Here is a 22,663-nt window from a genome sequence, read left to right as displayed (position 1 = left end):
GCTCTCAGGCGAGGGTGGTGACGGGGGCGATATGGGCCCAGACGAACTTGCCGATACCACAAGGGCGGGCGGCGCAACCCCACCGTTCGGCAAGTTCGTCGACAAGGAACAGACCGCGCCCCTTCTCATCGTCGGGGACGGCGGTCCGGAGGATCGGCCGTCCGGTGCCCGCATCGTGGACTTCGAGGCGCAAGCGGGAGCCGGTGACAGCGAAGCGGACCTCGATGTGGCGGTCGTCGGGGGCGTCGGAATGCAGGACGGCATTGGCGAAGAGCTCGCCGAGGAGCAGTTCGGCGGTGTCGCGGTAGCGGTCCCCGGAGGGCAGCCCGGAGAGGAAGGCCCGGAGCAAGTACCGGGCCAGGGGAGCGGATTCGGTCCGCGCGTCGAGGCGTGCGACGAACATGCGCGGGCGGCGGGACATCAGCATGGGGGCACCTCGAAGGGGAACGCGGACGGGACCATTCGCACCACGGCTGGTGATTGGCCGATGACGAACAGTCAACATCCATGCCCTGCGGTCGGCTATGGTCGGGGCGCGCCCGGACGTTGAAACCCTTGAAACCCACCTGCCAGGGGGAACTGTCGTGCGAACCGACCGTGGGCCGAACCACAGGCTCGCCTCACTGATGGCCGAAGCCGCCTGGGGCAACGGCGATTTGGCTCGGGCCGTCAACCGGACCGGCACCGAGACCGGGCAGCGGCTGAAGTACGACGCCTCGGCCGTCTCCCACTGGCTCAGCGGCACCTCGCCTACGGCGAAGGCCCTGCCGGTCGTCCTGGAGACACTGGCGCGGAGGCTCAAGCGGCCGATCACCGCCGTCGAGGCCGGATTCCGCGGGACACCTACCCCTGTCGACCAGCCGACGGATACGGTGTCAGGGCTGATCGACCTGGGGAGCCTCGATATGGACCCGTCCCGGCGCGGAATCCTCACGGCCGGCCTCTACTCGGTGGCCCTCACCATCCCCGGCTGGCCCGACGTGGTGGGCCGCTTCGAGAGACTGCGGACCGACCCCCACCTGCGGATCGGCATGGCGGAGGTCCAGGCGGTCGCGGCGATGACCGAGCGGATCAGCGACCTGGACGACCAGTTCGGCGGCCGGATGACCCGTCCGATGGCCGCCTCGTTCCTGGTCAACACGATCGTCCCGTACCTGCGGGCGGACGCCGGTGAGGACGTCCGCAAGGCCATGCTGTCGGCCGCCGCCGACCACTGCTACCTGACCGGCTACATGGCCGTGGACGAGCGCCATGACTCCTTGGCCCAGCGCTACTACTTGAAGGCCCTGGAGCTGGCCGGGCACGCGGGCGACCACCTCACCTACTGCACCACCCTGCGCGGCATGAGCGTCCAAGCCGTCAATCTCGGCCACGGCAGCAGCGCCCTGCGGCTCGCGGACGCCGCCTCGGCCGCTTCCCCGGAGGCCGGTCCCCGCATGAGGGCCTTCCTCGCCGGCCAGCAGGCCCACGCCCTCGCCCAGACCGGGGACAGGATCGGAGCCCTGCTCCACCTGCGCACAGCGGAAGTCGCGATGGATCAGGCCGAGTCGAAGGCGAAGGTCGTCGGCCGCTACGATCCGGCCGCCCTCGCGTACCACGTCGCCCAGGTCAACTACGAGCTCGGCGACCGCGATGGCGCGATCCGCGCGCTCCAGCACTCCGAGAAGCTCCGACCCCCGGTGTACCGCGGGTCCCGCGTACGCGCCCTCTCCATGCTCGCCGAGTGGCAGCTCGGAGCCGGCCGACTGGAAGAGGCCGTCCAGAACTGGCACCTCGCCCTGGACGACTACCCGACCATCCAGTCCGGCCGGGCCGACGACCGCTTCCGCTCGATGCTCTCCGCGACCCGGCCGCACCGCCGCAACCCCCACGTGCGCGGGCTCCTCGAACGCGCCCGCCCCATGGCGGGCGGCCGAGGACCGGCCCGAACGGTACGGGAGACCAGGGCATGACCAGCGGCGAACCGGTCGTGAAGCTGCTGACGAGTGGCGGGGTTCCGGACGGGCCGTCGCACGCCGCCCTGTCCTACTACCTCGGCCCGCATCGACTCGCTCGGTACTCCTGAACACCTCGCCCGGCGTGGGGGCGCACTCGGTGCGGGGGGCTTGGGCTTCACGCTCGAACGGTTCGCACTCTTCGTAGTGGCTGTGCTACTTTCCGCATCATCAACAGAACATAGGAGACCCCGGCGGTGGTGGAACACCCCGGGGTCAGGCACCAGGAGCAAGGACTCCAGATGCGGATTCATCGTAGCGTTCATTCGCGCGCGTTCAGCGTGCTTCCGAACGGCCTGTTGCAGGACCGGCGGTTGAGTTACACCGCTCGTGGCCTCCTCGCCGACCTGCTCTCCCGCCCCGACGGGTGGCGGGAGGACGGGCGGCAGATGGCGGACAGCAGTCCGCAGGGGCGGGGCGCCATCCGACGGGCCCTCAAGGAACTGAAGGACGCCGGGTACTACCGGGTCGACAGGGTCCGGATGGCCGACGGGACGGTCCGGTCCGAGGCCCACGTCTTCGACACCCCGCAGCCCGAACCGGCTGCCACCCGCCCGGCCTCCGGTGGAGGGAGTTCCGGCCGCGCTGTCACCCCTCCCGTAAAGGACCCGGGACAAGAACCCACCCTCCCGGATGAACGGACGCGGGCCGCCGTGGCCACCCTGTTCCGGGTGATCCGGCCCGAACCCCGCCTGCGCCTCGGCGAGGCCGAGGCCCGCGCGCTGGCACCGCTCGTCACGCAGTGGCTGGAACGGGGCTGCGACGAAGCCGAGTTGGCCCACGCCCTGCTCCCCGGACTGCCGCAGCCGATGCACTCCCCGGTGGCGATCCTCCGGGACCGCCTGCAACGGAAGCTGCCACCGGAACGAGCCGCGCCCCCACCGACGCCGTACGCCGAGTGCGGCCGCTGCCACGACCCGGTGCCCCGCCCCGGCATCTGCCGCGCCTGCGCGGGCCTCGGCACGAGAACCGTCGCCGTCGGCACCGGCGCGCCCGCCACCCCCGGAGGCGTCGCCCGCGCCCGCGCCGCCCTACGGGGGTGGCAGTCGCCGTCCACCGTGGCGGTCGGCGACTGACCCTCCATCGCACCATCGCCGCCCGCAGAAGCGCGCCTCTCCTCAGGGACGGGTGCCGGGCTGGTCGACGACGGCGCGGGCGAGGACGGCCATCTGGCTGGTGATGTCGCCCTTCCTGAAGGTCGCGCCGTCGGTGACGGCGACGCTGCGCTCGCCGAGGTAGGTGTAGTCGGTGCTGTCGAAGATCCACTGAACCTCGGCCCTCGCACCGCTGTCCCGGCGCGCGACCGCGATGCCGGGGCGGCCTGCCGCGTCGGTCACCGAGTCGATCACCCTGACGCCGGGGATCTTCGCGGCCGCCCGGTAGAGCGCAGCGCTGACGGCCGGTGGGGCGATCTGGTCGCGCAGGAGGTCGCCGACGGTCCTGAACGCCTCCTCGTCGGGGCCGGGCCCGTGGCCTTCGGTGTCCGCGTGGATCCTGGCCAGCAGCGCATCCGGGTCGGTCGGCAGGGCGGCGACGTAGGCGTAGCTGCCGAACCTCCCGGCGTTCGGCACGGGTTCGGCCTCCCCGTGCTCGTCGCTTCCTCCGGGGTTCGGCAGGTGCCCGTCCACGAGCAGCAGTCCCCGCTTGCTGCCGTCAACGGACGTCCAGAGCTCCCGGGTCTGCGGCGCCTCGCCCTGCGACTTCGCCCAGTCGTCCAGGCTCTTCACGTAGACGAACTGGTCCCCGCGCGCCGCCGGGGCGGGCTGCTGTTCGGCGGCCCGCGCCGCGCGGTCCAGGACCACGGCCGCGACCGGCCGCGTGGGGTCGGCGCCCCGCTCGGTCGGCCCGCCGGCCAGCACCAGGGACAGCGCCAGGCCGCCCGCCAGCGCGGGCAGGGCCACCCAGCCGAGCCGCTTCCGCCGGGGCGCGGCCGCCGGCCCGCGTGCGAACTCGCTCATCAGGTGCCCCCGCAGCTGCCGCCGGCGGTCGGCGGGGAGCCCCGGCCCCGTGGGCGGTGGCAGCAGTTCGTCCTCGTTCATCGGATTCATCGGACTCATCGGGTCCTCCCCGGTGTCGTCGACCTGGCCGCTTCGGTGCGGCCACCCCGTACCTGTCCGGTGTCCGGAGCGGGTTCCCGCCCGCCCCGGAGCTCCTCGTCCACCAGCGCGCGCAGCTTGGTGCGGGCGCGCGAGAGCCGGGAGCGCACCGTGCCGATCGGCACCCCGAGTGCCTCGGCCGCGCTCACGTAGTCCAGGCCCGCCAGGACGAGGAGGCCGAACACCTCGCGCTCCGCCTTCTGCAGCCCGCCCAGCGCCCGCCGCACGGCGGCGAGCCGGGCGTCGTCGTCGAGCCGCCCGGCCAACTCCTCGGCGAAGTCCGGCAGGACGCCCCGCTCGGGCAGCCGCGCCAGCGCCGCCCGGTGCCGCCGGGCCGCCCGGGTCGTGTTGCGCAGGACCTGGGCGGCTATCCCGAACAGCCAGGGCCGCACCGGCCCGTCGTCCTCCCGCAGCCTGCCGCGCAGGCGCCACGCTTCGAGGAACGTCAGCTGGACGACGTCCTCCGCCACGGCCCGGTCCCCCACCACCCGTACCGCGTACCGGTACAGATCGTCCGCCGCCTCATCGAACAGCTCCCCGAACGCCCACTGGTCGCCGCTCCTCAATCGCGCCCGCTGTGACAGTTCCACACCCCCACCTGTCCGCACGCACCGCCGGGTTCCCGCCGGAGCACGGCAGAGGGCCCCGCCGAACCGGACGGTTCGGCGGGGCCCTCCTCGACCGGTCGGACGATCAGACGGTCAGGCGCACTTGATGTCGCGGTTCACCGCGGCCATCCCGACGACCTTCCCGGCGTCCACGGTGAACTCGTACTGCCAGCCCGGCTGCCCCTCGACCGGCAGCACGTACCTGCCGCTCTTGTCCTGCTGGAGGCCCTTGGCGCCGTACGCCTGCTGGAGCGCCTCCAGGGTGGAGCCGGCGCCGATGCCCTCGGCCGTCCTCGCCTCCGCCGGGGCGGCCAGCTCGCGCAGGCCCGCCTCCGCGAAGGAGACCCGGCCGGTGGTCAGGTACGCCTTGTCCTTGGCCTCCTGCGCCACCCTCAGGTCGACCAGGGCCATCGTCGAGTCGGCGATCAGCTTGGCGGCGGCGGCCGAGTCCTTGGCCCCGGCGGCGGAGCCCGCGGCGGCGGCCGCCGCGTCCTTGGCGGAGGCGTTCGGCGGCAGGGTGCCCGCCGGGGCGGGCGCCTTCCCACTGGCCGCGTCGGCCTTGGCGCTGAGGTCCTTGTAGCGGGCCTCGGTGGCCGCCTCGGCGGCCATCCGGGCCTGGTCCGGCGCCGGTCCGCCCTTGTAGACGAAGTCCGTGCAGCCGCCGAGCAGCGAGACCGGCGACGCCTCCAGGGCGCCGGTGGCCAGCCCGGCGTCCTTGGCCATGCCCGGCTTGATCCCCTGGTACCCGGCCGCCGCGAAGGCCTCCGGGCCCTTCGTCGTGGGCGCCGCCGAGGGTGCCGCGGCGGCGCCCCCGGCCTTCGCCGAGTCCTTCTTGTCGTCGGACGAGCAGGCCGCCGCCGAGGCGGCCAGCAGTACTACCGAGATGCCCACGCCCACCGCGCGGACCGTGGCCCGGTTCTTCCCCATGTCACAAACCCCCACATGATCTTTCGAGGGTCACCGTACCGAGGATGCGGCCACGATCCACAACCGGTTTCTCAGGCGCAGTAGGTGTTGTGCTTCACCAGGGCGAGCCCGGCGACCTTGCCGTCGGCCATGGTGAACTCGTAGAACCAGTCCGGGCCGCCGCTGCCGCTCTCGGACGGGAGCTCGTAACCGCCCTCCTTGATCGGCTTGAGGTCCCTGCCCTCGTAGGCGCGCTTGAGCTCCTCCTCCGTCGAGCCGGCGCCGATGCCCTCGGCGGTGCGGGCGCCCGCCGGGGCGACCAGCTGGCGCAGGCCCTCGGTGCCGAAGTTGACCCGGCCGGTGGTCAGGAAGGCCTGGTCCCGGTTCTTGCGGGCGGGCCCGAGGAGGTCCAGGTCCTTGTAGAGCACGGCCATCTCCCGCCGCCCCGCCTCGGTCTGGTCGAGCTGCTCCCGAAGGCCCGCGAGGTACTCCTGCAGTTCCTTCGACGAGGCCCCGGACGGCGGGGGCGCGAGCGGCTTCCTGGCCGCCTTGATCTCGTCGATCCTGGCCAGGGCCTTGTCGGCCTTCGTACGGACCTCCGCCTCGGCCGCCATCCGGACCGGGTCCGGCGCCGGGCCGCCCTTGTACGCGTAGTCGGTGCAGCCGTTGAGCAGCGAGACCGGAGACGGCTCCAGGGCTCCGGAGGTGAGCGCCTCCTCCTTGGTCATCGAGAGCTGGAGCCCGCGGTAGCCGGCGGCGCCGAACGGCTGCGGCGGTGTACTGGCCGCCGCCTCGGCAGCGCCGCCCCCGTCTCCCCCGCAGGCCGCCGCTCCGGCCATGACCAGCGCCGTCGTCAGTACGGCCCCGGCCACGCGCCCGCCGCGCGTCGTCCCCACCATGATCATCTCTCCTTCGTCGACCGCACACGGTAGCGAACGTGCGGGCACGATCGACAACCGGCTCCCCCACGCGCGGAAGGGGCCCGGGTCCGAGGACGCGGGCCCCTTCGCGCACGCACCGGTCAGGAGGCCGGCCCCCGGTCGGCCAGGCTCCGGGTGTAGTGGGCGGCGGCCAGGACGGAGGCCATCAGCTCGGAGTCCAGCACGGCGGCGTCGGCCAGCCGGGTCGCGGACGCGTGGGAGGCGAGCAGCGTCTTGGTGACCCGCAGGGCGGCCTCGGAGCGGCGCGTGATGGGGCGGGCCCACTCGGCCACCGCCTCGTCCAGCTCCTGCTCGGGGACGACGCGCTGCAGGATGGCGAGCTCCCGCGCCTCCACCGCGCCGACCGGGCGGCCGGTCAGGATGATCTCGCGGACCCGGGCCGCGCCGACCTCGTGCAGCAGCCGGGGCAGCAGGCCGCCCCAGGCCACGGGCAGGCCCAGGGCCAGTTCGGGCAGCCGGAAGACGGCGTTGTCGGCGCCGGCCCGCAGGTCGCAGGCGAGCGCCAGGGCGAAGCCGGCACCGGTCGCCCGGCCCTGGACCCGGGCGATGGTGACGGCGGGGCTGTTGACGAGGGCGTCGCAGACCCGGCGGGCCTTGTCCCCGTAGGCCCGTATGCGGCCGCCGGTCGGGTCCTCGTCCAGGCCCGCGAGGAGTTCGTCGCGGTCGCCGCCGAGGCAGAAGTCGCGGCCGGCCGCGGAGAGCACGATCACCCGCACGGCCGGGTCGGGGACGGCGAGGAGAGCGAGGAGTTCGTCCAGCATGGCCGAGGTGACGGCGTTCCCCGTCCCCGGGCTGTCCAGCTCGACGTGGAGCACCGCGCCCCGGAGCTCGGAACGGACCGTACGGGCGGGCGCGGATTCGGGGACCACCGCGGCTTCGGGGACGGAAGCGCCTTCGGGAGCGGGAGCGCCTTCGGGGACCGGCGCGGACTGCGGGACCGGCGGGGACTGAGGGGCCGGCGGGTACCAGCCGGTCGTCGTCGACGGGTGCGGGACGTACGGCGGCGGCTGCATCGCGTACGGGGGGTACTGGGGAGCCTGCGGGGAGACGTTCATGCGGACACTCTCAGGGACGTCACCCGGTGGAAGACCATCCGGGGCGCGTGCTCCGGCGGGCTCACCGCCCGCAGCGTCGGGAAGCGCTCCAGCAGTTGACCGATCAGGGCCCGCGCCTCCAGCCGGGCCAGGCCCGCGCCGAGGCAGTAGTGGGCGCCGCCGCCGAAGGTGAGGTGGGTGCCCCGGCGGAGCGGGTCGAAGGCGTGCGGGTCCGGGTTGCGGCGCGGGTCGCGGTTGGCCGCGCCGTACATCACGTGGACCATCGTGTCCTTGGGGAGGAACGTTCCGGCCAGCACGGTGTCCTCGCCCGCGACGCGGCTGTTGACGCGGATCGGCGGGTCGTAGCGCAGCGCCTCGTCGATCGCCTCGTCGATGTGCTCGGGCCGCTCCCGCAGCCAGTCCCACGTCCCGGGCGACCGCAGCAGCTGCCACACCAGCGAGGAGAGCAGCGTCGCCGTGGTCTCCAGCGAGGCGATGGTGACGAACATGGTGAGCTGGTAGACCATCCGGTCGGTGGCCTCGGGGTCGGACTCCAGCGCGTCCCAGGTGCGGATCCAGCCGGCGATCACGTCGTCGCCGTCGTTGTCGCGGCGTTCCCGGACGAGCCGGGTGAAGTACTCGCGAAGGTCCATGGTGGCCTGCTCGGAGACCGCCAGCTGGCTCTTGGTGGGCAGCAGTTCCTGGGCGTGCACCTGGTTGTGGGTCATCGTCAGGATGTGCGGGTAGTCCGCGCGGGGGATGTCCAGCCAGCGACCGATGGTGCCGATCGGCAGCTGCTCGCTGACCACGGAGGCGAAGTCCGCCTCGCCGTCCGCCTGTATTCGCTCGGCCAGGCGGTCGAGCAGTTCGGTGGCGTCGGCCTCGATCCGCGGCGTCATGTCCCGGAGGGTGTTGCGGTCGAAGAGGCTGCCGAGGCTGCGCCGCTGCCGGGTGTGCTCGGGGGCGTTGAGGCGGGAGAGGGTGCGGCTCATCTCCTGGGTGGCGACGGCCTCCCAGCGCTCCGTCCCGGTCTGCCGCTCCTGCCAGGCGAAGTCGGGGACGAGCCAGGTCCTGCCGCGCAGGACCTGGTCGCAGGCCTCGTAACCGGTGACCAGGTAGCCGCCCCAGGGCGCCGGGACGAGGTCCCCGAGCGCCCGCAGCCCGTCGTAGACCGGGCTCGGGTCGGCGAGCCCCTCGGCCGACCGCAGCCTCCGCAGCAGCGGGACGGCGGCACGGCGGTCGACCCTGCCGTCAGGGTGCTCCGACTCCGCGGGGCGGGCTTCCAACATGGCGGTCACACGGGCTCCTTCAACACGCGGGCGGGCAGTACGGCGGCGTACTACCCAGCACCAGCGCGCTCAAGCGTCGATCCGTGTTGCCCCCGTCACGTACTGCACCGTCGTCGCACGCCGTTCACCTCGCGGTGACCGAACAACCGGTGACCGAACGGCTGGTACCCGAACGGCCCGTGCCCGGACGGCCCGTGACCGAACAGCCGCTGCCCGGACGGCCCGTGACCGAACAGCCGCTGCCCGGACGGCCCACGACGGCGGGTCGGGCCGGGAGCCCGGAGCCCGGGACGCCTCAGACCCGGAAGACGTCCAGGAAGGAGCTCCACCAGCCCTTCTTCTGCGGGGCCCGGGCCGGACCGGCGGCGGCCTGCGGGTACGCCTGCACCTGCTCGGCGGCGGCCTGCGCGGGCGCGGGAGCGGGGGCGGTGTCCGCGCCCACGGCCGGCCCCGCGGTGCGGGCGGCCACCGGGCTGAACCGCACCGGCAGCGAGACCAGGCCGCGCTGGAACGGGCCCGGCCGCCACTCGACGCTCTCCGCGGGCACCGCGAGCGTGACGTCCGGGAGCGCGTTGAGCAGGCACTCGATCGCACTCAGGGCGATCAACTGGGCCGGGGACTTGGCCGGGCAGGCGTGCGGGCCGGCGCCCCAGGCCAGGTGGGCCCCCTTGCTGAGGGTCAGTCGGGCGTCGGTCAGCACCGGGTCGCTGTTGGCGGCGGCGAAGCTGATCACCACCGGGCTGCCGGCGTCCATCGGGACGCCGCCCAGGTTGAGGTCCTGCATCGGGTAGTGCGTCGCGTAGTTGGCGATCGGCGGGTTGTTCCACAGCACGTCGTCGAGGGCGTCCTCGATGCGCAGTCCGGCACCGCCCTCGCCGGACAGCAGCAGGAGCAGCGCGTTGCCGATGAGGTTGCGCTCGGGCTCGACGCCGGCGCCCATCAGCATGACCAGCTGGTCCTTGAGCTCCTCGTCCCGCAGCCCGGCCGGGTGCTGGATGAGCCAGGAGGTGATGTCGTCGCCCGGCTGGCGGCGCTTCAGCGCGACCAGGTCCATCAGGCAGGAGGTCAGCTCCTCGTTGGCCTGGATCACGTCGAGGCCGTCGAAGAGCGCGGACATGCTGCGGGTCAGCCGGTCGCCGATGTCGGCCGGGCAGCCGAACAGCTGGTTGAACAGCAGCAGCGGCAGCAGCTTGGCGTAGTCGTTGAGCAGGTCCGCCCGGCCCAGCGCGCTGAACTGGTCGATCAGGTAGCCGGCGATCCGCTCGACGTGCCGGTTGAGCCGGTTGTCGTTGAGCCGGTCCAGGCTCTCGGTGACGGCCTTGCGCAGCCGCAGGTGCTCGGCGCCGTCCGTGAAGAGGCAGTTGGGCCGGTAGAACATCATCGGCAGGACGGGGCTGTCCATCGGCACCCGGCCCTCGTTCAGCGCCGCCCAGCGCCGCGAGTCCCGGGCGAACATGCCCGGGTTCTGCAGCACCCGCAGCGCGGCCTCGTGCGAGGTGACCAGGGTGGCGTCCACCCCCGGCGCCAACTCCACCGGCGCGGCCGGGCCGTTGGCGCGCAGCTTGTCGTAGACCGCGCCGGGGTCGGCCGAGAACATCTCCCCGTAGAGCGGCGTGCTCACGCCGGCGTGCATCGGGCAGCCCGGCGGAGGCGACTGCGGTACGGGTCGCTGCAGAGATTCCATGGGTCGTTCCTTGGAGGAGGCCCCGGGCGGGTGCGGACCCGGGAGACGTGAGGGGAGGAAGGCGTGGGGGAGGGAGGAGCCGTGGGGAGGTCAGGAGGCGCGGTCGAGCAGGTGCCGGACGAGCGTCAGCAGGGCGTTGGCCGAGGAGCGCTGGTCCCGCGCGTCGCAGAACACCACCGGCGTGTGCGGCAGCAGGTCGAGCGCCTCGCGCAGCTGGTCCTCGGTGTACCCGCTCTCCCGGTCGAAGCTGTTGACCGCGACCGCGTACTCCAGGCCGTACTGCTCGATCAGGTCGATGACGGGGAAGGTGTCCGCGAGGCGGGTCGGGTCGGCCAGCAGCAGCGCCCCCAGTGCCCCCCGCGCCATGTCCTCCCAGAGCTGCATGAACCGCTGCTGGCCCGGCGTACCGAACAGGTACAGCACCAGGTCGTCGCCGAGCGTCAGCCGGCCGAAGTCCAGGGCGACGGTCGTGGTCTTCTTGTCCGGCGCCCCGCGGAGGTCGTCGACGCGGACGGACGCCTGCGTCATGCTCTCCTCGGTGCTCAGCGGGGCGATCTCCGACAGGGCCCCGATGAGCGTCGTCTTGCCGACCGCGAAGTGCCCCACGACCAGGATCTTGACAGCGGTCGTCACCGCGCCCGGGACGTAGATGTCCTCAGGCGAACCGGCGTTGAAGTCCATGCAGTACCTTCTCTAGAAGTCTCGGGTCCGGGGCCTGGGCCGGGGGCGGGGCCGACCGCCGCAGCAGCCGCCCCTCACGGATCAGGTCCGTCAGCAGCAGCCTCACGACCCCCACCGGCAGCTCCAGCCTGGCCGCGACCTCGGCCACCGAGAGGTAGCCGCCGGAGCACAGCTCCCAGATCGCCCGGGTCTCCGGGCTCGGCAGCGCGGGGAGGTCCTGCTCGGGCGCGATGGTGACCAGGGTGATCAGAGACAGGTCGTCCGCACTCGGTAACGCGCGCCCGCCGGTGATGACGTAGGAGCGGATGAAGCCGCCGGAGACCCGCTGTTCCTCGCCGCCGGTCGTCATGAGCCGCTGAGCGTGCTCTGGCGCGGCGCCGCCGACATCGCCCGTCCGAGCGCGCCCACCTGCTGCTGCATCCGGAAGGACATCGCCTCCATGTCGACGTCGGGGGCGGTGGAGGCGGCCAGGTACGCGCCGCTGCCGGCCGCGATCAGGAAGATCCAGCCGTGGTCGTACTCCAGGAGGGTCTGGCGCCAGACCCCGGCGCCGCCGCCGACGAACGGGGCGACCGCGCGGCTCAGCGACTGCATCGAGCTCATCGCGGCGGCGTTGGTCTCCGCCTCGTCGCGGCCGATCTCGCTGGACCGTTCGAGCAGGAGGCCGTCGGCGGAGACGAGGATAGCGTGCCGGGCGCCCGGTACCTGGAGTACGTCGTTGAGCACCCAGGAAAGATCGCGGCTCACTGGATCTCGGTTCCTTCCGTGGTCATGGTGTTGCGCCCGGACAGCGTGCCGCGCTGGAACGCGCCGAGGCGGGACGGCGTGTACTGGCCGGTGCCCCGCGGATCCTCGGCCCGACCGGGACCGGGCTCCTGCGGGGTGGGGACGACCGACACGGGACGCTGGCGGCGGCGCCGGGGCAGCAGTCCGTCCGCGGTCGTCTCCGGTCCCGCCGTCGCCGCGTACGGCGTCGGCACCGGGGCCAGGGGCGCCGTCGGCTCGGACAGCGACACGAGCCGCTGGCCGGCACCCGGCGCCCAGGCCTGCGCGGGCTGCTCCACCGGCGCGGCCTGGTAGTCGGGGTAGTCGGTGTGCTCGGCGACGGGCGGGGCCGCGACCTCGCTGCTCAGCAGCTCGGCCGGCAGCAGCACCACGGCCCGCACGCCCCCGTACGGGGAGACGGAGTCGACGGAGACCCGGAAGCCGTAGCGGGCGGCCAGCATGCCGGAGACGGCGAAGCCGAACTTCGGGGGGTTGCCCAGGCTGGTGAGGCTGATCGGCGCGCCCGGGTTCAGGAGCAGCGACGCGCGGTCCTTCTCCTCCTGGCCCATGCCGAGGCCGGCGTCGTCGATGATCAGGCAGACGCCGGTGGGGACGGCCTGGACACTGACCTCCACCGGGGTGTCCGGGGCGGAGTAGTTGGTCGCGTTGGCGAGCAGCTCGGACAGCACGACGGCGACCGGCTCGACGACCTTGCTGGCGAGCGAGACGCTGACCCGGGAGTGGATCCGCACCCGGTCGAAGTGCCGGATCCGGCCCTGGGCGCTGCGGACCACGTCGAAGACCGAGGCGACGCTCTCACGGCGGCCCAACCAGCCGCCGCAGAGCACCGCGATGCCCTGGGCACGCCGGCCGAACTGGCTGTTGGTGTGGTCGATCGTCATCAGGTCGGCGAGGATCTGCGGGCTGTCGCCGTACTTCCGCTGCACCTTGTCGATGACGATCTGCTGTTCGTCGGCCAAGCCCTGCAGCGTCCGCATCGCCGCCTTGAGGACGGCCTTGGTGTCCTCCTCGGCGTCCCGGCGGACGGCCGTCAGCTCGGAGGCGTGCTGGCCCTGCAGGCGGTCGTGCAGCACGGCGAGTTCCTCGCGCTGCCGCTGTGCCAGGGCGCTCTCCTCCTCCAGCGAGGCGTTGCGCCGTCGCAGGGCGAGGTTCGTCCGGCGGGCCTGGAGGGCCGCTCCGACGGATACGAGCATCACCACGATGAAGACCCAGAAAAAGGGTTCCTGCACAAATGACGTCATGAAACTCTCTTCAGGTGGCATCGCGTGGGGCCGGTCCGGGCCCCGGAACGCGAATGGGACTGGCGGCCTGAACCTCTCCGAAAGGCACCCGATGTCACACCACATCGAAGTGCGTTCCGGTACGAGACCTGCGGCGACGCCTATCGCGGAGTCAGCCTACTGCACCTCATGCCATGTCAGAACAGATAGCAAAAAGGGCAGTTGGGGCGAAATTCCACGACTTGCTGGGAACTCTGACAAGAAATGGCGGCATTCGTGACGCCGCGTTAACCATAGGGACACATCCCGACCACACTTCGATTCGCGCGCAGCGTGATTCCGCTGTCACGCTCCGGAATTGACGGACCTCAGGGCGGACCTCAGGACGGACCTCAGGACGACTTCTCCGGAGGGCCGTCGGACGGCCCTCCGGGCGGGCGGCCGGACATGCGGAAGGGGCCCGCGTCCGTGGACGCGGGCCCCTCCGGTACAGCCGTCCGTCAGCGCATCGAACCGGTGCGCAGCAGAGTGCGGATGACGCGCATCGCGACCGAGAGGCTGGACAGCTCGTAGTTGTCCGAACCCCTTATGTCGTCGAGGGTGCTCTTGGCGCGGTTCAGCAGGGTCGCGTTGAGCTCGGCCCAGGCGGTGTACCGCTCCTCCGGGGTCGCGCCCTCGGGGCCGCAGGCCAGGATGTCGGCGGTCAGCGCCGCGTGCGCCGCGAAGAGGTCCTCGCGGATCGCGGCCCGGGCCATCGACGACCAGCGGTCGGTGCGGGGCAGCTCGATGATGCGGTCGAGCAGGTGCGAGATCTGGAGCCGGTCGCCCAGGTCGTAGTAGAGGTCGGCGACCTCGGCGACGTCCTTGCCGGAGCGGTCCGCGACCTCGGCCACGTCCAGGGTCGGGAAGACCGAGGAGAGGCCGGCGATCCGGGTGGCCAGTTCCTCCGGCACCCCGGCCGCGGCGAGTTCGCCGTAGATCGACTCGAACCAGGTCAGGTCCTCGCCGCGGAGCGGCTTGGGCAGCGACGCCCAGACCTGGTTGACCCGGTCGTGGAAGAACTCGATGGTGCCGGCGATGTCGAGCGGCTGGCGGCGGTTGTTGAGCATCCACCGGGTGGCGCGCTCGACCAGGCGCCGCGAGTGCAGCCGCATCTTGGTCTGCACCCGGGCCGGGACCTTGTTGTCCAGGTCCTCGATCTCGGCCCAGATCGGCTCCAGGTCGAAGACGGCCCGCGCGGCGGTGTGCGTCCGGGCGATCTCCTCGTAGGTCGCGCCGGTCTCCTCCTTCAGGCGGAAGGCGAAGGTGCAGCCACCGCGGTTGATCGTGTCGTTGACGATCAGCGTGGTGATGATCTCGCGGCGCAGCGCGTGGTTGTCGATCGCCTCGGCGAACCTCGCCCGCAGCGCGGTCGGGAAGTACTCGTGCAGCGAGGTGCGGAAGAACGGGTCGTCCGGCAGCTCGGTGGCCAGCAGCTCCTCGGCCAGGATGATCTTGGTGTAGGCGAGCAGGACGGACATCTCGGGCTGCGAGAGGCCGCGGCCGTTCTGCTGGCGCTCACGGATCTGGCGCTCGGCGGGCAGGAACTCCAGCCCGCGGTCCAGCTGGCCGGCCGACTCGAAGCGGCTGATCATCCGGGCGTGCACGTTGACCATGCTGTGCGCCTGGGCGACGGCGTTGGCCAGCACCACGTTCTGCGCGTAGTTGTTGCGCAGCACCAGGTGGCCGACCTCGTCGGTCATCTCGGCCAGCAGGACGTTGCGCTGCTTGACCGTCATGTCGCCCTCGGCGACCACCTGGTTGAGCAGGATCTTGATGTTGACCTCGTGGTCCGAGGTGTCCACACCGGCCGAGTTGTCGATCGCGTCGGTGTCGATCCAGCCGCCGGTGCCCTCCGGGCCGCCGGTGGCCGCGTACTCGATGCGGCCGAGCTGGGTGCAGCCGAGGTTGCCGCCCTCGCCGATGACCCGGGCCCGGACCTGCTCGCCGTTGACCCGGATGGCGTCGTTGGACTTGTCGCCCACCTCGGCGTTGGTCTCGGTGGAGGCCTTGACGTAGGTGCCGATGCCGCCGTTCCAGAACAGGTCGACCGGGGCCTGGAGGACGGCCCGCATCAGCTCGGCCGGGGTCAGCTTGGTCGCCGACACACCGAGGGCGGCGCGGACCTGCGGGGTCAGCTGGATCGACTTGGCGCTGCGCGGGAAGACCCCGCCGCCGGCCGAGATCAGCGACCGGTCGTAGTCGTCCCAGGAGCTGCGCGGCAGCTCGAACAGGCGGCGGCGCTCGGCGTACGAGGAGGCCGCCTCCGGGTTCGGGTCCAGGAAGATGTGCCGGTGGTCGAAGGCGGCGACCAGGCGGATGTGCTCGCTGAGCAGCATGCCGTTGCCGAAGACGTCGCCGGACATGTCGCCGATGCCGATGACGGTGAAGTCCTCGGTCTGGGTGTCGACGCCGAGCTCGCGGAAGTTGCGCTTGACCGACTCCCAGGCACCGCGGGCGGTGATGCCCATGCCCTTGTGGTCGTAGCCGGCCGAGCCGCCGGAGGCGAACGCGTCGCCCAGCCAGAAGCCGTAGGACTCGGCGACGCCGTTGGCGATGTCCGAGAAGGTCGCGGTGCCCTTGTCGGCGGCGACGACCAGGTAGGTGTCGTCCTCGTCGTGGCGGACCACGTCGGCCGGGTGCACGACCTCGCCGCCGACCAGGTTGTCGGTGATGTCGAGCAGCGCCGAGATGAAGGTCTTGTACGAGGAGACGCCCTCGGCCAGCCAGGCGTCGCGGTCGACCGCCGGGTCCGGCAGCTGCTTGGCGACGAAGCCGCCCTTGGCGCCGACCGGGACGATGACGGTGTTCTTGACCATCTGCGCCTTGACCAGGCCCAGGATCTCGGTGCGGAAGTCCTCGCGCCGGTCGGACCAGCGCAGACCGCCGCGGGCGACCTTGCCGAAGCGCAGGTGGACGCCCTCGACCTGCGGCGAGTAGACCCAGATCTCGAACGCCGGGCGCGGGGCCGGCAGGTCCGGGATGGCCTTCGGGTCGAACTTCATCGACACGTAGGAGTGCCACTCGCCGGAGGCGGCGTGCTGGAAGAAGTTGGTCCGCAGGGTCGCCTTGATGAGGTTCAGGAAGGAGCGCAGGATGCGGTCCTCGTCCAGCGAGACGACCTCGTCGAGGGCGCCGGACAGCTCCTCCAGGATGCCCTCGGTCAGCTCCAGGGCGCCCGCGCGGTGGCTCGGGCTCAGCCGGGCCTCGAACAGGTTGACCAGCAGCCGGGTGGAGTGGGTGTTGTTGCGGAGCGCGTCCTCCATGTAGTCCTGGGAGAACGTGGAGCCCGCCTGGCGCAGGTACTTGGCGTACGCGCGCAGCATCATCGCCTGGCGCCAGGTCAGCCCGGCGGTCAGCACCAGCTCGTTGAAGCCGTCGTTCTCGGCCTTGCCCGTCCAGGTGGCGGCGAAGGTCTCCTGGAAGCGCTCGCGGGCCTCGTCGGTGAGCTCGGTGGCCTCGCGCAGCTTCAGGCCGAAGTCGTAGACCCACGCGGTGCTGCCGTCGGAGCGGCGCAGCGCGTACGGGTGCTCGTCCAGCACCTCGACGCCCAGGCGCTGGAGCACCGGCAGGACCTCGGTCAGCGAGATCGGGCCGCCGACCCGGTAGATCTTGAAGCGGCGCTCGTCGTCGCCGGCGCCGACCGGCTGGTACAGGTTCAGGCGGAAGTCGCCCTCGCCGTGCAGCGACTCGATCTGCTTGATGTCGGCGACGGCGGTGCGCGGCGGGAAGTCGGCGCGGTAGCCGTCGGGGAAGGCGTTGGCGTACTTGTGGCCGAGCTCGGCGGCCCGCTCCTCGCCCAGCTCGGTGTGCAGCTGGTCGTGGAAGCCGTCCATCCAGAACCGGGCGGCCTCGGCCAGCCGGTTCTCGATCCGCTCGATGTCCGTGTCGCTGAGGTGCGGCAGCGCGGTGCCCGGGGCGACCCGGACGACGAAGTGCAGACGGGTCAGCACCGACTCGGTGGCGTACACCGTGTAGTCGATGGTGGCGCCGTTCAGCTCCTCCTTGAGGATGTCGGTGATCAGCAGCCGGATGCGCGTGGTGTAGCGGTCGCGCGGCAGGTAGATGAACGCCGAGAAGTAGCGCCCGTACTCGTCCTGGCGCAGGAACAGCCGCAGCTTGCGGCGCTCCTGGAGGTAGAGCACGCTCGTCGCGATGGAGAGCAGCTCGGAGGCCGGGGTCTGGAAGATCTCGTCCCGCGGGAAGGTCTCCATGATCTGGAGCAGGTCGCGGCCGTCGTGGCTCTCGCTGGAGAAGCCGGAGTCCTCCAGCACCTCCTGGACCTTGCGGCGCACGACCGGGATGCGGGTGACCGACTCGGTGTAGGCGGCGGAGGAGAACAGGCCGAGGAAGCGGCGCTCGCCGATCGGCTCGCCGGCGGCGTTGAACTTCTTCACGCCGACGTAGTCCAGGTAGGCCGGGCGGTGCACGGTGGACCGGCTGTTGGCCTTGGTCAGGACGAGCAGCTTCTTCTCGTGGGCCTTGGCGCGCACCGGCGCGGAGAGCCGGCCGAAGGCCTCGCTGACGGCGTGGTGGGCGTCGTCGTGGCTGTGCGGGTCGGAGCGCAGGATGCCGAGGCCGGTCCCGGCGACGGCCTTGAGGACCTCCTCGCCCTCGTGCTCGACCAGGTCGTACTCGCGGTAGCCGAGGAAGGTGAAGTGGTCGTCGGCGAGCCAGCGCATCAGCTCCCAGGCCTCGCCGACCTCCTGCTCGGGCAGGCCGGCCGGGGGCTCCTCGGCCAGCTCGTCGGCCAGGCGCAGGGCGCTCTCGCGCATCTTGCCCCAGTCCTCGACGACCTCGCGGACGTCGCCGAGCACGCGGCGCAGGTCGGCCTCGATGGCGCGCAGGTCCTCGCGGTCGGTCTCGCGGTCGACCTCGATGTGCATCCACGACTCGACGGTCGCGTCGGCGGGCCACTCGGTGCCGGCGGCCTGGCTGCGGGAGCAGGCGTCGACGTCCAGGATCTCCAGCAGCTTGCCGGTGATGTCGCGGCGGACGACCAGCTGGGGGTGGATCACGACGTGGATCGCGCGGTCCTGGCGGGACAGCTCGTTGGTGACGGAGTCGACCAGGAAGGGCATGTCGTCCGTGACGACCTCGACCACGGTGTGGCCGCAGGACCAGCCGTTCTCCTCGACCGAGGGGGTGTGGACCCGCACCTCGGCGGTGCCCTGCGGGCGCTTGAGGCCCAGGCGGTAGTGGGAGGCGGCCGCGCCGTACACGTCGACCGGGTCTCTGTCGACCAGGTCCTCGGGCGCGGTGTGGAGGTAGTAGTGGTGCAGGTACGCGGTCAGAGCGCCGTTGCTCAGACCCTCCCCCGGCGCCGCTCCCCCCACCTGGCTGTTCTCAGCGGCTGCGGCTGCCTTCTTGAGCAGTTCGGCCTTGGCTGCGTCCAGCTTGGTCTGCATGACTTCTTGGCTCCTGTCGCGCGCCGTTGCGTGACTCGGTGGTGTGTGGATGTACACCGACGGGTCACCGCAATCCTGCCGCACCATCCGACTGAAAGGGGCTCATGGCACGCATGAAACGCCCTCCCAGCGGGTAGGACGTTCCGTTCGTCCTGCAGCCACCCGACGACGCCAGCCAGCCTAACCGGATCAATCGAAGGTGGACAGGGACAGGTCGGCGCAAACCCGCAGGAAGTCGGGTCCGTCCTGGACAGCATGTCCAAACCGGAGCCCGGTGTTCACTCTCAGCCCATGTGCGGGTGGCCGTGGTGGGTCGGCGGGACGAAGGTCTCCTTGATCGACCGGGCCGAGGTCCAGCGCAGCAGGTTCTGCGCGGCGCCCGCCTTGTCGTTGGTGCCGGAGGCCCGGCCGCCGCCGAAGGGCTGCTGGCCGACCACCGCGCCGGTCGGCTTGTCGTTGATGTAGAAGTTCCCCGCGGTGAACCGCAGCTCCTCGACGGCCTGGGCGATGGCGTAACGATCCTGCGCGATCACCGAACCGGTCAGGCCGTACGGGGCGCCGGCGTCGACCCGGCGCAGCACGTCGTCCCAGCGGGAGTCCTCGTAGACGTGGACGGCGAGGATCGGACCGAAGTACTCGGTCCGGAAGATCTCGCCCCGGTGGTCGGAGGAGACCAGCACGGTCGGCCGGACGAACCAGCCGATCGCGTCGTCGTACTGTCCTCCGGCCGCCAGTTCGATCGTCGGATCGGCCTTCGCCCGGTCGATGGCGTCCCGGTTCTTCTCGAAGGCGCGCCGGTCGATCAGGGCGCCCATGAAGTTGGACAGGTCGGTCACGTCGCCCACCGCGAGCGCGTCCACCTCGGCCAGGAAGTCGTCCTTGATCCGCTGCCAGAGGCTGCGCGGCAGGTAGGCGCGGGACAGCGCCGAGCACTTCTGGCCCTGGTACTCGAAGGCGCCGCGGATCAGCGCGGTCCTCAGGATCTCCGGGTCGGCCGAGCGGTGGGCCAGCAGGAAGTCCTTGCCGCCGGTCTCGCCGACGATCCTCGGGTACGCGCGGTAGCCGCCGATGTTGGCGCCGACGGTCTGCCACAGGGAGCGGAAGGTGGCGGTGGAGCCGGTGAAGTGCAGCCCGGCGAACGCCGGGTCGGCGAGCACCACCGGGGAGACCTGGAGGCCGTCGCCGGTCACCAGGTTGATCACCCCGGGCGGCAGGCCGGCCGCCTCCAGCAGCCGCATCAGGTGGTACGCGGCCAGGGTCTGGGTCGGCGCGGGCTTCCAGACCACGGTGTTGCCCATCAGCGCGGGGGCGGTCGGCAGGTTGCCGGCGATCGCGGTGAAGTTGAACGGGGTGACCGCGTAGACGAAACCTTCCAGCGGGCGGTGGTCGGTGCGGTTCCACACGCCGGGCGAGGAGATCGGCTGGTCCGCCAGGATCTGCCGGGCGAACCCCACGTTGAACCGCCAGAAGTCGATCAGCTCGCACGCCGAGTCGATCTCCGCCTGCTGCGCGGTCTTGGACTGGCCGAGCATGGTGGCCGCGTTGAGCGTCTCCCGCCAGGGGCCGGCCAGCAGGTCGGCGGCGCGCAGGAAGACCGCCGCGCGGTCGTCGAAGGAGAGCGAGCGCCACTGCCGGCCGGCGGCCAGCGCCGCGTCCACCGCCGCCCGGGCGTCCTCCCGGGTGGCGTTGCCGAGCACGCCCAGCTTGGCGGCGTGGTGGTGCGGCTGCACCACCTCGATCCGCTCGCCGCCGCCGAAGCGCTGCTCGCCGCCGATCGTCATCGGCAGCGGCACCTGCTCGGCCGCCAGGTCGTCCAGCCGCCGCACCAGCCGGTCCCGCTCCGGACTGCCGGGCGCGTACGCCCGCACCGGCTCGTTGACCGGGACCGGCACCTCGGTGACTGCGTCGATGGGCATGGCGGGCTCCGTCCTGGGGCTGGTCGGGTGTGACACCAGCCTGACCAGCCGGGGCGCGATCCGCCCGCTCAGACACGCGGACGGCGGACGTGGCGCCCGCCACGTCCGCCGGTATCCCGTCCCGCCCCTTCCGGACGGGCCCCGGGGTTCAGCCCGTGATCCGGCCCGCCAGCTCGACCGCCTCGGCCAGGCTGTCCACCACCGGGACGCCGACCGGCTCCAGCTTCTCCCGAGTGTGCGAACCGCCGGTGTAGAGCACCGCGTGGGCGCCCGCGCCCAGCGCCGCCAGGGCGTCGTCCGCGGCGTCGCCGATCAGCACCGTACGGGCCGGGTCCACCAGCTCGCCGAGCGCGGCCAGGTGCCGGGTCAGGTGCTCCGCCTTCTGACCGCCGGACGGGCCGCTGCGGCCGTCCACCCGCAGGAAGCCGCTGCTCAGGCCGAAGGTGTCGACCAGCGGCACCAGCTTGTCGTGCTCGTACATCGACAGCAGCGACTGGCTGTTCCCGGCCGCCCGCCAGCCGTCCAACAGCTCGCGCACGCCCTCGGTCAGCCCGCAGGACGGGCTGAGCTCCCGGTAGCGGTCGTGGAACGCGTCGTCGAGCCTCAGCCACTCCTCCGCGGAGGGCGTCCGGCCGAGCAGGCGCTGGTAGAAGCGGGGAATCGGGATCTCGTACTGCTCGCGGTACTCCTGGAGCGTCATCGGCCCGACGCCGATGGTCGCGAACGCGGCGTTGCTCGCCCCGAGCACGGCCTCCATGTCGTGGAAGAGCGTGCCGTTCCAGTCCCAAACGATGTGAGTGCGCACGGGGTGAAACGGTAACCCGGCCGGGTGACACGCCGGTAGGGCGGAACTCACCCGAGCAGGGAGGGGATCTCCTGGGTCGCGAACCAGAGCAGGTCGTGGTCCTCGGCTCCGTCCACGGTGAACTGGGCGTCCTGGTCGCCGGCGTCGGCCGCGGCCACCGCCGCCACCGCCGCCGCGACGTCCGTGACCACCTCGTCGTCGGACACGTCGGCGTGCACCGCGGCCGCCTTGGCCAACCGCACCGGGCCGGCCAGCACCACCCGGCCGAGCGAGGCCTGGTCCTGGTACTCGTCGCCGGGGAACGGCCGCACCGACCCGTCCGCCACGTCCAGCGCCACCACCACCCGGCGGCGCGGGGCCCCCGGGTCGGCGGCCAGCAGCCGCAGCGAGGACTGGGCGGCCCGGTTCAGCGCCGCGTACTCCAGCTCCTCCAGGTCGTCGCTGACGTACCACTCGCGCAGCGCGGGCGTCACCGCGTACGCGGCGGACTGGTCCAGGGCGCCGCCCTCGTGCGCCGCCGCCAGGCCGGCCAGGGTGGTGGGCACGTACACGCGCATCGGGGGCACTCTCCGGTTCGTCCAGCGGGGTTCGTCCAGCAGCACAGTCTCCAGCGCCCCAAGAATAAGCGCCGCCGGGCCGCCCGTGATCACCCCTGGTCCGGGGGCGGGCGCCCGCGGCCGGGGCCGGCTGGGGCCGGGCGGTGCCCGCGCCGGGCCCGCGCCGGACCCGCGCCGGGCCCGCGCCGGACCCGCGCCGGGCCCGCGCTAGGCCCGGAGCGCCTCCCGGCTGGTGCGCAGGGCGCTCTCCAGGACGGCGCCGCGGCGGGCCGGGTCCATCATGTTCGGGCCCATCACCGCGAGGTCCGCCAGGGTCGGCGCGAGCAGCCGCACCCGGACACCCTCGGCCCGCAGCTGGGCGGCCTCGCGCAGCAGCTGCCGGGTGACGGCGTGGCGGTAGCGGCTCACCAGCTGGGCGAGCACGCCGCGCGGACGGTCCCGGGCGCGCCACTCGCGCAGGGCGGCCAGGGTGTCGCGGCCGCCCCCGAGCCGGCCATCCCGGCCGTCCTGCCCCTCCCGGTCCTCCCGGCCCCGCCGCCAGGCCCGCCCCGGCCTCGGGTCCAGCCGCAGGGCCATCGGGGCGAGCACGTACACCTCGTCCAGGCCCCGGCCGAGCATCAGGTCGGCGTTGGTGGCGGACCAGCAGCCGCCGTCCACGTACGCCGAGCCGTCCAGCCGCACCGGCGCGAACCAGCCGGG

General features: G+C 72.4%; 18 protein-coding genes and 1 pseudogene. 2 read left to right on the top strand and 17 right to left on the bottom strand.

The features are described 5' to 3' along the window. Positions 1-4: 4 nt before the first annotated feature. Entirely contained in the window at positions 5-427 is a 423-nt protein-coding gene (locus ACFVU7_RS25980; protein WP_388047387.1) for an ATP-binding protein, read from the bottom strand. 199 nt (positions 428-626) lie between these two features. Here ACFVU7_RS25980 and ACFVU7_RS25975 point away from each other — a divergent pair, with 199 nt between their 5' ends. Then, on the top strand, positions 627-1,952 hold the full coding sequence (locus tag ACFVU7_RS25975; protein ID WP_388047545.1) for a tetratricopeptide repeat protein: 1,326 nt from the start codon (positions 627-629) through the stop codon (positions 1,950-1,952). A gap of 356 nt (positions 1,953-2,308) precedes the next feature. Further along, a complete protein-coding gene (locus ACFVU7_RS25970) occupies positions 2,309-3,070 on the top strand; it encodes a hypothetical protein (protein ID WP_388047385.1) in 762 nt (253 codons plus the stop codon). Between the two features lie 42 nt (positions 3,071-3,112). Here ACFVU7_RS25970 and ACFVU7_RS25965 read toward each other — a convergent pair whose 3' ends face one another. The 16 genes and pseudogenes from ACFVU7_RS25965 to ACFVU7_RS25890 all read right to left on the bottom strand — a co-directional run. After that, complete coding sequence (locus ACFVU7_RS25965) at positions 3,113-4,051, bottom strand: CU044_5270 family protein (RefSeq protein ID WP_388047383.1); 939 nt, start codon at positions 4,049-4,051, stop codon at positions 3,113-3,115. Further along, a complete protein-coding gene (locus ACFVU7_RS25960; protein ID WP_388047381.1) occupies positions 4,048-4,680 on the bottom strand; it encodes an RNA polymerase sigma factor in 633 nt (210 codons plus the stop codon). Before ACFVU7_RS25960 ends, ACFVU7_RS25965 begins: the two co-directional genes overlap by 4 nt. A 111-nt stretch (positions 4,681-4,791) precedes the next feature. Beyond that, positions 4,792-5,625, bottom strand: a complete 834-nt coding sequence (locus ACFVU7_RS25955) for a hypothetical protein (protein ID WP_388047380.1) — start codon at positions 5,623-5,625, stop codon at positions 4,792-4,794. A gap of 71 nt (positions 5,626-5,696) precedes the next feature. Next, positions 5,697-6,503: a hypothetical protein gene (locus ACFVU7_RS25950; RefSeq protein ID WP_387827290.1), complete on the bottom strand. Its 807-nt coding sequence runs from the start codon at positions 6,501-6,503 to the stop codon at positions 5,697-5,699. A 122-nt stretch (positions 6,504-6,625) separates the two neighbouring features. Next, a complete protein-coding gene (locus tag ACFVU7_RS25945; protein WP_387827288.1) occupies positions 6,626-7,600 on the bottom strand; it encodes an enoyl-CoA hydratase/isomerase family protein in 975 nt (324 codons plus the stop codon). Further along, positions 7,597-8,868, bottom strand: coding sequence for a cytochrome P450 (locus ACFVU7_RS25940; RefSeq protein WP_117491748.1), 1,272 nt, complete (start codon positions 8,866-8,868; stop codon positions 7,597-7,599). Before ACFVU7_RS25940 ends, ACFVU7_RS25945 begins: the two co-directional genes overlap by 4 nt. Positions 8,869-9,163: 295 nt before the next feature. After that, positions 9,164-10,552: a cytochrome P450 gene (locus ACFVU7_RS25935; RefSeq protein ID WP_074005014.1), complete on the bottom strand. Its 1,389-nt coding sequence runs from the start codon at positions 10,550-10,552 to the stop codon at positions 9,164-9,166. 90 nt (positions 10,553-10,642) lie between these two features. Continuing rightward, a complete protein-coding gene (locus ACFVU7_RS25930; RefSeq protein WP_049653842.1) occupies positions 10,643-11,233 on the bottom strand; it encodes an ATP/GTP-binding protein in 591 nt (196 codons plus the stop codon). Further along, complete coding sequence (locus ACFVU7_RS25925; protein WP_049653843.1) at positions 11,208-11,582, bottom strand: DUF742 domain-containing protein; 375 nt, start codon at positions 11,580-11,582, stop codon at positions 11,208-11,210. Before ACFVU7_RS25925 ends, ACFVU7_RS25930 begins: the two co-directional genes overlap by 26 nt. Continuing rightward, complete coding sequence (locus tag ACFVU7_RS25920; protein ID WP_049653846.1) at positions 11,579-11,980, bottom strand: roadblock/LC7 domain-containing protein; 402 nt, start codon at positions 11,978-11,980, stop codon at positions 11,579-11,581. The genes ACFVU7_RS25925 and ACFVU7_RS25920 overlap by 4 nt, the downstream gene beginning before the upstream one ends. After that, positions 11,977-13,260 carry an ATP-binding protein gene (locus ACFVU7_RS25915; protein ID WP_049653847.1) on the bottom strand — a complete coding sequence of 428 codons (1,284 nt, stop codon included), beginning with the start codon at positions 13,258-13,260 and terminating at the stop codon, positions 11,977-11,979. The genes ACFVU7_RS25920 and ACFVU7_RS25915 overlap by 4 nt, the downstream gene beginning before the upstream one ends. A 479-nt stretch (positions 13,261-13,739) precedes the next feature. After that, complete coding sequence (locus ACFVU7_RS25910) at positions 13,740-18,686, bottom strand: NAD-glutamate dehydrogenase (RefSeq protein WP_388047379.1); 4,947 nt, start codon at positions 18,684-18,686, stop codon at positions 13,740-13,742. A gap of 284 nt (positions 18,687-18,970) precedes the next feature. After that, the gene (pruA, locus tag ACFVU7_RS25905; protein ID WP_387827584.1) at positions 18,971-20,596 is read right to left on the bottom strand and encodes an L-glutamate gamma-semialdehyde dehydrogenase; all 1,626 of its coding nucleotides are present in this window, start codon (positions 20,594-20,596) and stop codon (positions 18,971-18,973) included. A 154-nt stretch (positions 20,597-20,750) separates the two neighbouring features. Next, positions 20,751-21,407, bottom strand: coding sequence for an HAD family hydrolase (locus ACFVU7_RS25900; RefSeq protein ID WP_387827280.1), 657 nt, complete (start codon positions 21,405-21,407; stop codon positions 20,751-20,753). A 47-nt stretch (positions 21,408-21,454) separates the two neighbouring features. Further along, positions 21,455-21,964: a DUF6912 family protein gene (locus ACFVU7_RS25895; RefSeq protein ID WP_049653861.1), complete on the bottom strand. Its 510-nt coding sequence runs from the start codon at positions 21,962-21,964 to the stop codon at positions 21,455-21,457. A 207-nt stretch (positions 21,965-22,171) separates the two neighbouring features. Beyond that, positions 22,172-22,663: pseudogene (locus tag ACFVU7_RS25890) on the bottom strand (hypothetical protein); the annotation flags it as partial.

Source organism: Kitasatospora sp. NPDC058046, assembly GCF_042885595.1.
GTDB lineage: Bacteria > Actinomycetota > Actinomycetes > Streptomycetales > Streptomycetaceae > Kitasatospora.
The sequence above is the reverse complement of the archived record's forward strand: the minus strand, read 5'-3'. Positions and strand labels throughout refer to the sequence as shown.